The following is a 15558-nucleotide window of genomic DNA, read 5'->3' on the forward strand; positions in this document are numbered from 1 at the left end:
CGGTTCGGGCTTCTCTCTGCCCGGACCACCCGCTCGACATCGGTCGAAACCGAGCCGAGCCCGACCACCACGGCGAGGTGTCCGAAGAGTGGAGGCCGGCGGGCCGTTACCGCGGGTTCCCTCTGCGCGATAACGCCGGCACGACATCGCGCCGGGCGGCCCGGGGCGCGGGCGGCCCACCGGCGAAGGCTTGTCCGTCCGGGGGCTTGGCGGGGTGTGGGTCCTGTCGGGCGGTGGTTCTACTCCTGGGGTGGGGTGAAGGCGGTGGTGCGGGTCATACCGGCGGCACGGCCTTTCTCAGCGACGACAGCGGCCATTTTGGCGCTGGCCTCGTCGATCATCTCGTCGCCGAGCATGACGGCGCCGCGGGCGCCGCCGGCTTCCGAGGTGTGGTAGGCGTAGGCGTCGAGGATCAGCTCCGCGCGGTCGTAATCGGCCTGGCGCGGGCTGAAGATCTCGTTGGCCGCGTCGACCTGGCTCGGGTGCAGTACCCATTTGCCATCGAAGCCGAGGGCCGCGGTGCGCGCCGCTGCCCGACGGAAGCCTTCGATATCCCGGATCTGCAGATATGGGCCGTCGATGGCCTGCAGTCCATGGGCTCGGGCGGTGAGCAGGATGGTCATCAGGATGTGGTGGTAGGCATCACCGGTGTCGTAACCCTCCGGCTGCTCTCCCACGACCAGAGTTCGCATATTGATACTGGCCATGAAATCGGCGGGGCCGAACACCAACGTCTGCACCCGGGGGCTCGCGGTGGCGATCTCGTCGATATTGCGCAGGCCGAGCGCGTTCTCGATCTGCGGCTCTATACCGATCCGGCCGGGTTCCAGACTGTTGGCCCGTTCCAACTGACTCAGCAGCAGATCCAGGGCCCGCACCTGGCCCGCGTCGATGACCTTGGGCAGCAGGATGGCGTCGAGGGCGGTGCCGGCGCCGTCGACCACGGAGATGACATCGGCGTAGGTCCAGGCGGTGGTCCAGTCGTTCACCCGCACCACCCGCAGCTGCTCGCCCCATCCGGAATCGTTGAGGGCGGCCACGATATTGGCGCGGGCGGCGACCTTCGCGCCGGGGGCGACGGCGTCCTCCAGGTCCAGAAACACCTCGTCGACGGGCAGGCCCTTGGCCTTGGCGATCATCGTCGGATTGCTGCCCGGCACGGCGAGCACGGAACGGCGTGGCTTCATCACACTCCTGTCGTCGGCCCTGTGCGGCCCGGGAACCTCTAGCCTGGCCGTATGGCAGCGACCAGGGTGTATGTCGCCAGACTGGCCGGTCTGGCGGTGTTGGGGCCGGACGGCGAGTCTATCGGCCGTGTCCGCGACGTCGTGGTGGCCGTCCGCTACGACCGGCAGCAGCCGCAGGTACACGGGCTCGTGGTGGAGTTGCCGACCCGGCGACGGATCTTCGTGCCCATGCTGCGGGTGACCTCGATCGAACCCGGCGCGGTCGCCCTCAATACCGGCACCGTCAACCTGCGCAGATTCGCCCAGCGTCCCGGAGAGCTGCTGGCGCTGGCGCAGATCGTGGATTCCGCGGTGCGGGTGGACGACCCGGATCTGCCCGACCTGGCCGGGGTGGACGTCTTCGTCACCGACCTCGGTATCGAACAGACCCGGACCCGCGACTGGCGGGTGTGCCGGGTCGCGGTCCGCGGCCACCGACGGCTCGGCCGGCGCCGCACCGTGCATGTGGTGGATTGGACCCACATCGGCGGTCTCACCCCGTACGAGATCGGCCGGCCGGGACAGGACGTCACCGTCCTGCTGGAACAGTTCGAGGGCCTGCGCGCCGCCGATGTCGCGCATTTGCTGCGCGAGTTGCCGGTGAAACGACGGCTGGAGGCGGCCGTCGCGCTCGACGACGAACGGCTCGCCGATGTGATCCAGGAGCTGCCCCGAGACAACCAGCTGGAACTGATCGGCCATCTGGACATCGCCCGGGCCGCCGACGTCTTGGAGGCCATGGACCCCGACGACGTGGCCGACCTGCTGGGCGAATTGTCCGAAGGCGAGGCCGAATCGCTGCTGACCGTGATGGATCCGCAGGAGTCCGAGCCGGTGCGCCGGCTGCTGGAGCATTCCCCGGATACGGCGGGCGGCCTGATGACGCCCCAGCCGGTGATCGTCACTCCCGCGACGACGGTCGCCGAAGCGCTGGCCCGGGTGCGCAATCCCGATTTGACCCCCGCGCTGGCGTCGATGGTGTTCGTGGTGCGGCCTCCGACCGCCACCCCCACCGGGCGCTACATGGGCTGCGTCCATCTGCAGCAGCTGCTGCGGGAACCGCCCGCCCACCTGGTGGGCGGAATCCTCGACACCGACCTGGCCCCGCTGCGTCCCGATGCCGCGCTCACCGCCGTGACCCGTTATTTCGCCGCATACAACCTGGTGTGCGGGCCGGTGGTGGATGATCAGAGCCATCTACTCGGCGCGGTGAGCGTGGACGATGTGCTCGACCATCTGCTGCCCACGGACTGGCGGGAGGACGAGGAACTGTACGAAGGAGTGGGCGGCCGTGACTGACCCGGGTATCACCGACAAGAGCGTGGGCGGGCGGACTGCCCGGCAGCGACTGGAGACACCGGTCGAATCACGGTTCCGATTCGACTGGGACGCCGAGGCATTGGCCCGCGGCAGCGAGCGAATCGCCCGGTTCCTGGGCACCGGCCGCTATCTCGCGTTGCAGACGGTGGTGGTGCTCGTCTGGATCGTGCTCAACGTGTTCGCCATCTCGCTGCGCTGGGACCCATACCCGTTCATCCTGCTCAACCTGGCCTTCTCCACCCAGGCCGCCTATGCCGCACCGCTGATCCTGCTGGCGCAGAACCGGCAGGACAACCGTGACCGAATATCGCTGGAAGAGGACCGACTGCGCGCCGCGCAGACCAAGGCCGATACGGAATTCCTGGCCCGAGAACTCGCCGCGCTGCGACTCGCCGTGGGCGAGGTGGCCACTCGCGACTACCTCCGCCGCGAACTGGACGATGTCCACACCGCGCTGGGGCGGATCGAGGCTGCGGCGAAAGGTGATTCGGTGTACGAGCCGGATAAGGCGACCAAGATCGCACGCAAGAAAAGCTCCGGCCGCAAGCCCTCTTCTGTCTCGGTTTCACCGCCTCGAGCGGATGGCTGACCGGAAATCCGCAACTTGCTCCTGACCGCTAGGTAACCTGGATCACGTTGTCCTGAGCCGGCCCCCGGACGATGTCCGAGACGGTTGCTCTCCAGCGACGTAGAGGATTGGTGTTGCCGAATGCGGATACCTACCCCTGTTGCAATGTCGGCTCTGGTCATGGCAGGCCTGGTAGCTGGTGGTTCTGCGGCACATATCGGCAGTCCGTCCGCCCCTCCGAAGGCTCAGGGGGCCCGCCACGCCGAGGCGGACGACGCGGCTCGCGCGGCCGACGAGAAGGCCGCCGAGGCCAAAGTGGCCCAGACACTTGGCATGCTGCCGGTCGAACCGGAACCCCCGCGCAAACTGCGGGCCCTGCGCCCGGCTCCCGCCGACGGGATTCCCCCGTTCGCCGGCACTGTTCCGCTGCACACCCTCAACTTCCCGCGAAGCGGTGGCGCGCTCGGTATTCCGGAAATCGTGCTGGCCGCCTACCGCAATGCCGAACTGGCCATGCGGTCGACGATGCCCGGCTGCGGTCTGTCCTGGAGTCTGCTCGCCGCTATCGGCCGAATCGAATCCGGGCACGCGAACAACGGCCGTACCGACGCCGCCGGAACGACCACCACCCCCATCCTCGGCCCCGCCCTGGATGGCACCCTACCCGGCAACGAGGTCATCCGAGCGCCCGACGGCAGCTATGTGCGCGCCCTCGGCCCCATGCAGTTTCTGCCCGAGACCTGGGCCCACTACCAGGCCGACGGCAATGCCGACGGCCGCGCCGACCCGCACAACGTCTTCGACGCCGCCCTGGCCGCCGGAAAATACCTGTGCTCGGGTGGACTGAATCTGCGTGATCCGCAACAGGAATTGCGCGCCGTCCTGCGCTACAACAACTCGATGTCCTACGCGGCCAATGTTTTGAGCTGGTCGCTCGCCTACCGCACCGGCGGCGGCCCGTCGGCCGTACCGATCACCCCCGATGTCATCCCGCCCGGCAGCTCCCCCACCCCTCTCGGCCCCGGTACCGATATGACCGCCGTCGACACCCGAACGGCCACCACCAACGAGGCACCGCCGCCGGTACCACCCGTCATCCCCACGACCCCGCAGCAGCCGATGATCCACATCCCCGGCCTGCCGCCCATCCCCTGCGGCGTCCTCTGCCCACCGGCCCCCGGTGCTCCGAACGCCGAACCCGAGGTGCTTCCCGCCCCCGCCCGCCCCGACACCCCCGCCGTACCGCCCGGCAATTCCCCGGCCCCCGCACCCGAACACTCCGACCCCTCGGCGGCCCCGCCGGCCCCCGAGGGCACCCAACCCGCACCGACCCCGCCGCCCGCGCCGACTCTCTCCCTCCCGTTCGGCATCGTCGTCCCTCTCCCGCAGGCTCCCGCACCGGCCCCGACCGAACAGATCCCGCCGCCGCCGTGAGGGCACCCCGCTTCCGCCACGCCGCCTCTGGTTACGCCAAAAATCCTGAACCAAACCTTTTTTCGATCACAGAGGGGTAACAAATACATCTCGGATGCGGTAGCCTTCCCCTACTCAGATCACGAGGAGCTAACGAATCCGGCCTCCGTGCAGCTGAGTGCAAGTGTGTTCGATGGAAGGTCACTGCACGTGGGGCGTCACCGTAAACAAACACCTGCCACCATTTCCCGCAGTTCCATTCTGGCGCTCACCGGATTGGTCCCCGCAAGTGTCGTGGCGGTCAATGCCACCGCGGCCGTGAACACCGATCCGACCGCGGCAACGGTGCAGATGCATTTACCGAGCGCGGACTCCGATAAACCGGACGCCTCGATGGCGGCGGCGGAGCGGCCCGTGGTCGACGAGAACGCGGTGCACGCCATGGCCAAACAGTCGCGCAGCGTCGAACCCGAGATCAAAACCGTTGCGCGACCCGCGGGTCGGCCACGGGCCGAACTGCCGCCGGGGCATATGGGTATTCCCGGTATCGCCAACGCCGCCTATACCTCCGCCGAGCAGATCCTGGCCGAGGAGAATCCCGAGTGCGGAATGTCGTGGACGATGCTGGCCGGTATCGGCCGGGTCGAATCCACGCATATGTTCGACGGTCGGGCCGACGCCGAAGGCAACGCGCTCGAACCGGTCTACGGACCGGCCCTGGACGGCAGCCTATCGGGCAACAATGTCATCTCCGACTCCGATGGCGGCGCCCTCGACGGTATCGCCGGCTACGACCGCGCGGTCGGACCCATGCAGTTCCTGCCCGAGACCTGGGCGCGTTACGGCGCCGACGGCAACGGCGACGGTATCGCCGATCCACAGAACTACTACGACGCGACGCTGACCGCGGGCAAATATCTGTGCGACGGCGGACTGAACATGCGCGATGTGAGCCAGCAGACCCGCGCGATCCTGCGCTACAACCACTCCATGGCCTACGTCGCCAATGTCATGGCCTGGGCCAACTCCTACAACACCGGCGTAACCCCCCACCCGTCGGAACTCCCCCGCATCCACTAACCGGTTCTTCGGCCCCCGCGCCGCCGAAGGCGGCGCCATCGAACACGGCTAGACTCGGCGGTATGCCAGTGGTAACGGAAGCGGAGGTGCGGGGCGCTCTCGCGAAGGTTGACGACCCGGAGATCCGTAAGCCGATCACCGAACTGGGCATGGTGAAGAGCATCCGGATCGGTGACGACAGCAGTGTGCACATCGATGTCTACCTGACGACGGCCGGCTGTCCGCTGCGCACCGAGATCACTCAGCGTGTCACCAAGGCGGTCGCCGATGTGCCCGGGGTGGGTCCGGTCACGGTCGACCTCGATGTGATGAGTGATGAACAGCGCACCGAGCTGCGCAGGCAGCTGCGCGGTGATTCGGCCGATCCGGTGATTCCGTTCGCCCAGCCCGGTTCGCTGACTCGGGTATATGCGGTGGCCTCCGGTAAGGGCGGGGTCGGCAAGTCCAGCGTCACCGTCAACCTGGCCGCGGCCATGGCCGCATGTGGGCTTTCGGTCGGGGTACTCGACGCCGATATCTACGGTCACTCCATTCCGCGCATGCTCGGCACCGATGCCCGCCCCACCCAGGTGGAGCGGATGATCATGCCGCCGACCGCGCACGACGTGCGAATGATCTCGATCGCCCAGTTCACTCGGGGCAACACCCCGGTGGTGTGGCGCGGCCCGATGCTGCATCGGGCTCTGCAACAGTTCCTCGCCGATGTGTTCTGGGGCGATCTGGACATTCTGCTGCTGGACCTGCCTCCCGGCACCGGTGATGTGGCGATCTCCATCGCCCAGCTGATTCCGAACGCCGAGATCCTGGTAGTCACCACACCGCAGCCGGCGGCCGCCGAGGTCGCCGAACGCGCCGGGGCCATCGCCTTGCAGACTCGGCAGCGCATCGCCGGAGTGGTGGAGAACATGTCCTGGCTGGATCTTCCGGATGGCACGCGGATGGATCTGTACGGTTCCGGCGGCGGGCAGGCCGTCGCCGACCGGCTCACCCGCGCGGTCGGCGCCGAGGTCCCGTTGCTCGGCCAGATCCCGATCGAGCAGGCGCTGCGCGAGGCGGGTGACGAGGGCACCCCGATCGTCCTGCGCGATCCGGCCAATCCGGCCGCCGTCGCCCTCCGTGAGGTTGCCGAGAAACTCGCCGTACGCCGTCGGGGGCTGGCCGGTATGTCGCTGGGTATCGACACCACCCGGCATCTGTGAGGCCCGGCACGGTGTCGGGTGTCGGCGACGCTTAATATGCTCGGCGCATGCTCACCCTGCTGCTGTACGTATTGATCGTCGGCCTGGTCGCCGCGGTGCTGTTCCTCGTGGCCAGTGCCGTGTTCGGCCGCTCGGAGGAGCTCGGTCCACTACCCGAGGGGACGACGGCCACGGTGCTGCCGGTCGAGGGGATCACCGGGGCGGATGTCCGGGCGTTGCGCTTCCAGCAGGTGTTTCGCGGATACAAGGCCGGCGAGGTGGATTGGGCCCTGTCCCGGCTGGCGGCCCGTATCGACGAACTCCAGGCTCAACTGGCCGAGGCGCGCGCTGCCGCGCATCCGGTCCCGCCCAATGGATCCGAGGCATCATGAACCCCGAGGACCGAGTGCGCTGCCCGTGGTCGGTGGACTCCCAGATCTACCGGGACTATCACGACCAGGAGTGGGGTCGTCCACTGCACGGTGACGACGCGCTGTTCGAACGACTGTGTCTGGAAACCTTCCAGGCGGGCCTGTCCTGGATCACGATCCTGCGCAAACGACCCGCGTTCCGGGCTGCCTTCGACGGGTTCACCATCGGGCGGGTGGCCGAGTTCGACCAGGCGGATCGGGAGCGGCTGTTGGCCGATGCCGGGATCGTGCGCAACCGCGCCAAAGTCGAGGCGTGTATCGCGAACGCGAAGGTGGCACGGGATCTCGATATCGGGCTCGACGAACTGCTGTGGTCGTTCGCGCCGCCGCCGCGCCCGCGTCCACGCGCCCTTGCCGACATTCCCGCGATAACCCCCGAATCCACCGCCCTGGCAAAGGAATTGAAGCGACGCGGGTTTCGTTTTGTCGGCCCCACCACGGCGTATGCCCTTATGCAGGCCACCGGAATGGTGGACGATCACCTCGCCGAGTGCTGGGTGGACAGTACTACCTGAGGCGATGACCGAGCGGTTACATTTCGACGTCAGGTATCCGGCCGATCCGGCGATAGGGAAGAATAGATCAGGTGCAGCCCGCAGATGTCGGCGGGCCGCACGGTTGGCAACAACCGCAAGATCCGAGCAAGTGCGCAGCATACCGCGCAGATCTGGAGGGAGCAGAGGATGGCGGCCATGAAGCCCCGCACCGGGGACGGTCCCCTCGAGGCAACCAAGGAAGGGCGTGGGATCGTCATGCGGGTCCCGCTCGAGGGTGGCGGGCGTCTGGTCGTAGAGCTCACGCCGGATGAAGCCGCGGCTCTCGGTGACGAACTGAAGAGTGTCACCAGCTAGACCCATCGACCATTCGGCGCTCGCGGCGGTCGCGGACGCGTTGGCCTGTCCGGAATGCGCCGGCGCCCTGCATCCCCTCGAGGGTCGGCTGCGGTGCGAGAACGGGCACAGTTTCGATATCGCCCGCCAGGGCTATATCAGTCTGCTCACCGGCAGCGCCACCAACATGACCGGCGATACCGCCGCCATGTTGGATGCCCGCGCGGCATTTCAGGGCGGCGGCCATTTCGCCCCGATCGCCGATGCCGTGATCGGGGTCCTCGCCGTACCCGGGATACCGGCCGCGGACCCGTTGATCCTGGAAGTCGGCGCGGGCACGGGGTACTACTCGGCCCGGGTGCTCGACGCGCTGCCGCGGGCGCGCGGGATCGCCCTGGACGTATCCAAATTCGCGGGACGGCGTTGTGCGCGCGTCCACCCGCGAGCCGCCGCCGTGGTGGCCGACGCCTGGCGCGGACTGCCGATCCGCGCCGCGGCCCTGGACGCGGTGCTGTCGGTCTTCGCCCCGCGCAATCCCGCCGCGGTCGCCGCTTCCCTCGGCCCGCACGGCCGCTACGCGGTGGTCACCCCCACCACCCGCCATCTCGGTGAGCTGATCCGTCCACTCGGTATGGTCCAGGTCGACCCGGACAAGGACCGGCGGCTCGCCGAGAGTATGGCGGGATATTTCGAGCTCGAAGACCGCACCACGGTCGAGTATCCGATGAGGCTCGCCCGCGCCGATATGGCCCATGTGGTGGCGATGGGGCCGTCCGCCCATCACGCGCTATCCGTGGCGGAGCGGGTCGAGACGTTGCCCGAGCCGTGGGAAGTGACCGCTTCGGTTACCGTGCGCCTCTACCGCCGACGATGAGCCGGCCCGGGCATGCCCCGCGTGTTCCGTGACAAACCTCGCCGCGCCGGTGGCCGACCGGTGAGGCGACGGTAAACGCATTGGTATACAGGGCAATCCATTTGCCACACGCAACTTACGGCCCGGCAACGACCGGATGGTGTCCTTGTTCCATGCGGATGCCGACACTGTTCCAGAAGCGGAAAACCATCAATATCTTCGATCGGATCGGCGGATATGAGGCACTCGAAGCCGTCGTCGCCGATTTCTACACACGCGTACTCGCCGACGACGAATTGTTCGGTTTCTTCACCGGCACCAATATGGCGAGGTTGAAGGGCAAACAGGTTGAATTCTTCGCGGCCGCGCTCGGCGGCCCCGACCCGTACACCGGTGCACCGATGAAGCAGGTCCACCAGGGTCGGGGAATCACCATGCACCATTTCGGACTGGTGGCCGGACATCTGAAGGACTCGCTGGCCGCGGCGGGAGTGCCCGCGGAGACCATCGAGGAGATCATCGCAGCCATCGCGCCGCTGGCCGACGATATCGCTTCGAACGCCTCGGTCGGCTCGGCGTAACGGTCGGCCGCGCCGGGCCGCTCGGGTCACGGCTTGCGGACGCGGTCGTAGATCCGCAGGGTCTGTTCGGCGATATGAGACCAGTCGAACTCGGCGATGGCACGTGTCCGGCCGGCGGCTCCGAACTCGGCCGACCGGTCGGGGTCGGCGGCGAGCTCGTTCACCGCCGCCGCCAGACCCCGCTCGTAGGCGGCGGGGTCGGCGGCGTCGTAGCGCACCAGCCGGCCCGTGCGGTTGTCGACGACGACCTCCGGGATACCACCGACATCGGAGGCGACCACCGCCGTACCGCAGGCCATGGCCTCCAGGTTGACGATGCCCAATGGCTCGTAGACCGAGGGGCAGATGAACACGGTCGCGGCTGCCAGCACCTGCCGGACCTGCTCGGTGGACAGCATCTGCCGCACCCAGAACACGTTCCCCCGCTGTCGGCGCAGTTCGGTGACCGCATCGGCGACCTCGACCGCCAGCTCCTCGGTGTCGGGCAGACCCGCACACAGCACCAACTGGATATCAGGGTCCATCTCGTGTGCCGCGGCCAGCAGATGCGCGACACCCTTCTGTCGGGTGATCCGCCCCACGAACGCCGCCATCGGGCGGTCGGACCGCACCCCGAGGTCGGCGAGGATGGAGGGACCCTCCGCGGGCGGCGGACCGGGATGCCAGGCCGCCGAGTCGATGCCGTTGTGCACTACGTACACCCGGTCCGGGTCGAGCCCCGGATAGGCGTCCAGCACGTCGCGGCGCATCCACGCACTCACCGCGATAACGGCGTCGGCGGATTCGATCGCGGTGCGTTCCGACCATGACGACAGGCGATAGCCGCCGCCGAGCTGTTCGGCCTTCCACGGCCGCCGCGGCTCCAGCGAATGGGCGGTCAGCACATGCGGGATGCCGTAGAGGGTGGCGGCGAGGTGCCCGGCCAGGCCGGTGTACCAGGTATGCGAATGCACGACGTCCACTTCCCCGACGGCGTCGGCCATCCGTAGTTCGGTGGACATCATCTGCACGGCCGCGTTGGCGGCATAGAGGGCGGGGTCCGGGCCGTGCACCACCGCGTCCGTGCGTGACACGCCCATGCAGTGCACCGTCACATCACACAAGTACCGCAGTCGGCCCACCAGTTCGGTGACGTGCACGCCCGCCCCGCCGTACACCTCCGGCGGATACTCCCGGGTCAGCACGGCCACCCGCAGCCACTCCAGGTCGAACGGATCCACCGCCGCACGCTCACCATCCGTGCCGGAATTCACGAGATTCAACGTAGACGCTGCCGGCGGCACGGGCCACCACGGGCCGGGCGGTTGGGTAGTTTGAAAGCGTGAGGAGCCAGCCGCACGTACTCGGAATCGTGCTCGCCGGTGGCGAGGGCAAGCGACTCTTTCCACTCACCGCCGACCGGGCCAAACCGGCCGTTCCGTTCGGCGGCGCCTACCGCCTCATCGACTTCGTTCTCAGCAATCTCGTCAACGCCGGTTTTATGCGGGTCTGTGTGCTCACACAGTACAAATCGCATTCCCTGGACCGGCATATCTCGCAGACCTGGCGCCTGTCCGGTTTCGCCGGCGAATACATAACCCCCGTGCCCGCCCAGCAGCGACTCGGTCCGCGCTGGTACACCGGCAGCGCCGACGCGATCATGCAATCGCTGAACCTCATCTACGACGAGGATCCCGACTACATCGTCGTATTCGGCGCCGACCACGTATACCGAATGGACCCGGAGCAGATGGTCGCCCACCATATCGATTCCGGCGCCGGGGTCACGGTGGCCGGTATCCGGGTGCCGCGCAGCCAGGCGAGCGCTTTCGGCTGTATCGACTCCGACGAATCCGGCCGCATCATCGGTTTCCTGGAAAAACCGACGCATCCGCCGGGAATTCCCGACGACCCGAATATGACCTTCGCGTCCATGGGCAACTATGTGTTCACCACCAAGGTTCTGGTGGATTCGATCAAGGCCGATGCGGAGAATCCCGACTCCGACCACGATATGGGCGGCGATATCATTCCGTACCTGGTCGCCGAGGGCCGGGCCGCCGTCTACGATTTCGCCGCCAATGAAGTCCCGGGGGCCACCGACCGCGACCGCGGTTACTGGCGGGATGTCGGCACCATCGACGCCTTCTACGAGGCGCATATGGACCTGGTGTCGGTACAGCCGGTGTTCAACCTCTACAACCGGCACTGGCCGATCCGCGGCGCCGCCGAGAACCTGCCGCCGGCGAAATTCGCCAAGGGCGGGTTGGCACAGGAGGCGATTGTCGGCGCGGGCAGCATTCTGTCGGCGGCGACGGTCCGCAATTCGGTGCTCAGCGCCAATGTGGTGGTCGACGAGGGGGCCACCGTGGAGGGCAGTGTGCTGATGCCGGGGGTGCGGATCGGGCGGGGAGCGGTGGTGCGGCGGGCGATCCTGGACAAGAACGTCATGGTGTCGGAGGGCGAGATCATCGGGGTCGACCCGGAGCGCGACCGCGGCCGCTTCGCCATCAGCAACGGTGGTGTGGTCACCGTCGGCAAGGGGACCTGGGTCTGAGCGTGACCGGCAGGCGATCGGCCGGTGACCGCTCGCACGTCGGTGCGCCCCCGTTCATACGGAACGGGGGCGCACCGGTACGAGGTGCGTCGGATCAGCGCAGATCGCGTCCCCGCACCCCGCCCAGTCCCGCCGCCAACAGCACGGCGGCAAGAGCGAGGACCGCGATCACGGGCGTGGCGGTGAACTCCGAGCCCGGGACCTTCGGCGCGTGACCGAACGGGTCCAGGTCACGGAACCACTGCGGGGCGCCGGAGATCGAGCCGAGCAGAAACACCGCGATCGCGGCGGTGAGCAACCCCCACGCCAGCGGGGTCCAGCGCGGGGCCAGTCCGAACAGGGCGATGGTGATCGCGGCGAACAACCAGATGGCGGGCAGTTGCACCAGCGCGGCGGCCAGTACTCCCGGCAGCTTCCCGCCGATATCGTCGGCGGCGATCCCGTAGACCAGCCCGCCCAGCACCGCGGCGGTCACCATGATGACCACCGGACCGCCCAGCGCGAACACCAGATGCGAGGCCACCCAGCGGACCCGCCCGACCGCGCCGGTGAGCACGGATTCGGCGTGTCCGCCGTTCTCCTCGCCGAACAGCCGCAGCGACGCGGAAATGGCATAGGCCGCACCCGCGACACCGAGCATCGTGAAGGCGTAGTTGACGAACGAGTCCTCGAGCGAGTCGGTGCCGCCCATTCTGGTGATCAGCTCGCGCAGGGTTTCGTTGCTGCCGAAGCTGTCGCCGATACCGTTCACGACACTGCCGATCACCAGGCCGTACAGGCCGACACCGATGGTCCAGGCCAGCAGCGTGCCCCGCTGCAGCCGGACCGCCAGGCCGAGCGGTCCGGTCAGCGTGGGCCCGGCCTCGGGCCGACCCGGCCGCTCGGCGATGAGCCCCGCACCCACGTCACGCCGGCGCAGCAGCGCGTAGGCCGTGACGATCAGTACCACGAGCAGCGTCAGATGCAGCAACAGCACCCACCACCGGTCACCCGCGTACGGCCGCACCTGTAGCGACCAACCCTGGGGAGACAGCCAGGTCAGGGGGCTCACCGGCCCGTCACCCGCCTGCGCGTCGCCGACGGCACGCAGCGTGTAGGTCACGCCCAGCACCGCGAAACCGAGTCCTCGCGCCAACCGGGCACCAGAACTGACCTGTGCCGTCACCGCCGCGACACCGGCGAACACCATGCCGGAGGCCGCGAGCGCGAGTCCGAAGGCCAGCGAGCCGCTTGCCGGAACATCCGAGGCGGCCAGGCTCACCGTGCCGAGCAGGCCGGTCGCCAGCGCACCACCGAAGGCCAGGATCAGGGCGGCCGTCAGGTTCGCGTACCGGCCCACCGCCGTGGAGCCCATGATCTCGCCACGGCCCGTCTCCTCCTCGGCCCTGGTGTGCCGGATCACCGTGAGAATGGTCGCCACCGCGATCAGGGTGTGGAACATTCCTGCTTTCCAGACCCCGGCGGCGCCGAGGGAGGTGTTGTAGACGGGCCCGTACATGGCCAGCTGGGCCGGGCTCGCCAGCACGGTGGCGGCGAACGAGGCACGGTCCGCCTCGGTCGGGTACACCGAGGCGATACTGGCGATGTAGACCCCGCCCAGCGGCAGCGACAGCAGCAGGATCCACAACGGCGCCACGATCCGATCGCGGCGCAGGTACAACCGCAGCAGCCGGGTTGTTCCGGCGAAGCCCATACGGGTGGGTGGCGTATCGAATACGCGGTGCCGTGTTCCCGCGATCGCGGTGGTCATTTCGTCACCTTCTGCAGTTCGCCGGCCTCGCGGCCGTTGACCGAGTAATGGCGCATGAACAGCTCTTCCAGAGTCGGTGGCCGGCTGATCAGGCTCCTCACCCCGGTATCGCCGAGCACGCGGATCAGTCCGGCGAGGTGCTCGCTGTCGACCTGGCAGCTCAGGGTGTGATCGTCCAGGCGAACGTCGGCGACGCCGGGCAGGGCCGCGATATCACCGGGATCGCCGGTCAGTTCGGCGGTGATGGAGGTGCGGCTCAGATGCCGCATCGACGCCAGTGTCCCGCTCTCCACGGTGCGTCCGGCGCGGATGATGGTGACCCGCTCGCACAGCTTTTCCACCTCGGACAGGATGTGGCTGGACAACAGCACGGTCGCGCCGCGTTCGGTCGCCTCGGCAACACATTCGCCGAAGACCTGCTCCATCAGCGGGTCCAGACCCGAGGTCGGCTCGTCCAACAGCAGCAGTTGGGCGTGGGAGGAGAAGGCGGAGACCAGCGCGACCTTCTGCCGGTTGCCCTTGGAGTATGTCCGGGCCTTTTTGCGAGGATCGAGTTCGAAGCGTTCGATCAGCTCGGCCCGTCGCCCGGTGTCGAGACCGCCGCGCATCGTGGCGAGCAGGTCGATGATCTCGCCGCCGCTCAGCGACGGCCACAGTGTGACATCGCCGGGGACGTAGGCGATTTCGCGGTGCAATGCCACCGCGTCGGCCCACGGGTCCCGCCCCAGCATCCGCACCTCGCCGGAAGTACGCGACAGCAGGCCGAGCAGGACCCGGATGGTGGTGGACTTGCCCGCTCCGTTGGGCCCGAGGAAACCATGGATCTCGCCCGCGAAGACCTCCAGGTCGAGCCCGTCGAGTGCACGGACCTGCCCGAAGTGTTTGTGCAGATCTCGGATGTGGATTGCCGAAACCATCGAATCTCCTTGTGGGAAAAGAGAAATAAGGTAGTTGTAAAGTCCCGTTGCGCCCCCATATGGAGCGCGTCCGTCCGGCTCGGCGCCCGGTCAGTGCCTGTCGGTCGCCGAGTCGGCCTCGCGGTCGGGGCCGGCCGGACCGCCTCCGAGCGGGGGCGTCCCGTGCTCGGTGGACAGCGGGTCGGCGTCCGGCGCCCATGAACCGTGGTCGTAGCCCGCGGAGAGCAGAGTGTCCATCATCGACGAATCGGTGAGCAGGCCCTCGGTGAAGACCTCGAGGGCGGGCAGCATCATCTGGTCGGCGTATTCCCGCAACGCCTTGCGGTAGTCGACGGGACCGTCGCCCTGGGTGTGCAGTTGCAAGAACAGCAGCATGCCGCCACCGTTCGCCGTGGCGAGATAACGGGCCATCGCCTTCAGGTCCCGCGGCCTGCGCATGACGCCGTTGGCGATACCCACGTCCAGATACTGTTCCACGTCGGCGACCATGCGTTCGAACAGCGAACCGGCGAGGCCGCCACCGGCCTGGAAGCTGCGCACCACGTAGGCGATAACCGGAGCGAACTCCTCGATCTCCGCCAATTGGTGTAGCAGATTGCCGCTGGACGGCTGGTTGAAATAACTCATCTTCGAGTCACGGATAACCCCCAACACGTAGTCGTCGCATTCTCGACGCAGCCCGTCCTTGGAGCCGAAATGGTGGTTGACCAATCCGGGGGAGACGCCGGCCGCGGCCGCGATGGCGCGGACCCCGATGCCGAACCCTCGTTCACCGAACAGCGCGACCGCCGTGTCGCGGATACGGGCCCGGGCATTCAGGTCATCGGTTGAACGCATGTTCAGTACGTTAAACACTCGTTCAGTCACTGGGCAAG

16 protein-coding genes are annotated in these 15558 nt (G+C 67.8%); 11 read left to right on the top strand and 5 right to left on the bottom strand.

The genetic code is table 11. The annotated features are described in order from the left end of the window. Positions 1–239 precede the first annotated feature (239 nt). Entirely contained in the window at positions 240–1187 is a 948-nt protein-coding gene (locus tag ON20_RS20300; RefSeq protein WP_040837635.1) for an HpcH/HpaI aldolase/citrate lyase family protein, read from the bottom strand. 51 nt (positions 1188–1238) lie between these two features. Between ON20_RS20300 and ON20_RS20305 the strand changes: the two genes are divergently transcribed. The 10 genes from ON20_RS20305 (at position 1239) to ON20_RS20350 (ending at position 9480) form a co-directional block, all read left to right on the top strand. After that, the gene (locus tag ON20_RS20305) at positions 1239–2525 is read left to right on the top strand and encodes a magnesium transporter MgtE N-terminal domain-containing protein (RefSeq protein ID WP_040837636.1); all 1287 of its coding nucleotides are present in this window, start codon (positions 1239–1241) and stop codon (positions 2523–2525) included. Positions 2526–2532: 7 nt separating this feature from the next. After that, positions 2533–3135 (top strand): DUF1003 domain-containing protein, encoded by a 603-nt coding sequence (locus ON20_RS20310; RefSeq protein WP_040837823.1) that lies wholly within the window; start codon positions 2533–2535, stop codon positions 3133–3135. Positions 3136–3294: 159 nt separating this feature from the next. Further along, entirely contained in the window at positions 3295–4548 is a 1254-nt protein-coding gene (locus tag ON20_RS20315; RefSeq protein ID WP_306306869.1) for a lytic transglycosylase domain-containing protein, read from the top strand. Between the two features lie 189 nt (positions 4549–4737). Continuing rightward, on the top strand, positions 4738–5607 hold the full coding sequence (locus ON20_RS20320; protein WP_040837638.1) for a lytic transglycosylase domain-containing protein: 870 nt from the start codon (positions 4738–4740) through the stop codon (positions 5605–5607). Positions 5608–5669: 62 nt separating this feature from the next. Continuing rightward, positions 5670–6806 carry an Mrp/NBP35 family ATP-binding protein gene (locus ON20_RS20325; RefSeq protein WP_040837639.1) on the top strand — a complete coding sequence of 379 codons (1137 nt, stop codon included), beginning with the start codon at positions 5670–5672 and terminating at the stop codon, positions 6804–6806. A 47-nt stretch (positions 6807–6853) separates the two neighbouring features. Next, positions 6854–7177: a DivIVA domain-containing protein gene (locus ON20_RS20330; RefSeq protein ID WP_040837640.1), complete on the top strand. Its 324-nt coding sequence runs from the start codon at positions 6854–6856 to the stop codon at positions 7175–7177. After that, on the top strand, positions 7174–7731 hold the full coding sequence (locus ON20_RS20335) for a DNA-3-methyladenine glycosylase I (protein ID WP_040837641.1): 558 nt from the start codon (positions 7174–7176) through the stop codon (positions 7729–7731). Before ON20_RS20330 ends, ON20_RS20335 begins: the two co-directional genes overlap by 4 nt. Positions 7732–7899: 168 nt before the next feature. Further along, positions 7900–8067, top strand: a complete 168-nt coding sequence (locus tag ON20_RS20340; protein WP_011211259.1) for a DUF3117 domain-containing protein — start codon at positions 7900–7902, stop codon at positions 8065–8067. Then, positions 8054–8920: a putative RNA methyltransferase gene (locus tag ON20_RS20345; protein ID WP_245547336.1), complete on the top strand. Its 867-nt coding sequence runs from the start codon at positions 8054–8056 to the stop codon at positions 8918–8920. The genes ON20_RS20340 and ON20_RS20345 overlap by 14 nt, the downstream gene beginning before the upstream one ends. 152 nt (positions 8921–9072) lie before the next feature. Beyond that, entirely contained in the window at positions 9073–9480 is a 408-nt protein-coding gene (locus tag ON20_RS20350) for a group I truncated hemoglobin (RefSeq protein WP_040837643.1), read from the top strand. Between the two features lie 26 nt (positions 9481–9506). Here the strand turns inward: ON20_RS20350 and glgA are convergent, their stop codons facing one another. Beyond that, the gene (glgA, locus tag ON20_RS20355) at positions 9507–10676 is read right to left on the bottom strand and encodes a glycogen synthase (protein WP_040837827.1); all 1170 of its coding nucleotides are present in this window, start codon (positions 10674–10676) and stop codon (positions 9507–9509) included. Between the two features lie 125 nt (positions 10677–10801). Between glgA and glgC the strand changes: the two genes are divergently transcribed. Beyond that, entirely contained in the window at positions 10802–12016 is a 1215-nt protein-coding gene (gene glgC / locus ON20_RS20360) for a glucose-1-phosphate adenylyltransferase (protein WP_040837644.1), read from the top strand. Between the two features lie 94 nt (positions 12017–12110). On the opposite strand, the gene ON20_RS20365 is transcribed toward glgC, so the two are convergent. The 3 genes from ON20_RS20365 to ON20_RS20375 all read right to left on the bottom strand — a co-directional run bounded on the left by ON20_RS20365 (position 12111) and on the right by ON20_RS20375 (position 15520). Further along, positions 12111–13766 (bottom strand): ABC transporter permease, encoded by a 1656-nt coding sequence (locus tag ON20_RS20365; protein WP_040837645.1) that lies wholly within the window; start codon positions 13764–13766, stop codon positions 12111–12113. Further along, positions 13763–14683, bottom strand: a complete 921-nt coding sequence (locus ON20_RS20370; RefSeq protein WP_040837646.1) for an ABC transporter ATP-binding protein — start codon at positions 14681–14683, stop codon at positions 13763–13765. The genes ON20_RS20365 and ON20_RS20370 overlap by 4 nt, the downstream gene beginning before the upstream one ends. Before the next feature lie 90 nt (positions 14684–14773). Next, on the bottom strand, positions 14774–15520 hold the full coding sequence (locus tag ON20_RS20375; RefSeq protein ID WP_083865086.1) for a TetR/AcrR family transcriptional regulator: 747 nt from the start codon (positions 15518–15520) through the stop codon (positions 14774–14776). Positions 15521–15558: the final 38 nt, after the last annotated feature.

It is taken from the genome of Nocardia brevicatena NBRC 12119, from assembly GCF_000308495.1.
Lineage (GTDB): Bacteria > Actinomycetota > Actinomycetes > Mycobacteriales > Mycobacteriaceae > Nocardia > Nocardia brevicatena.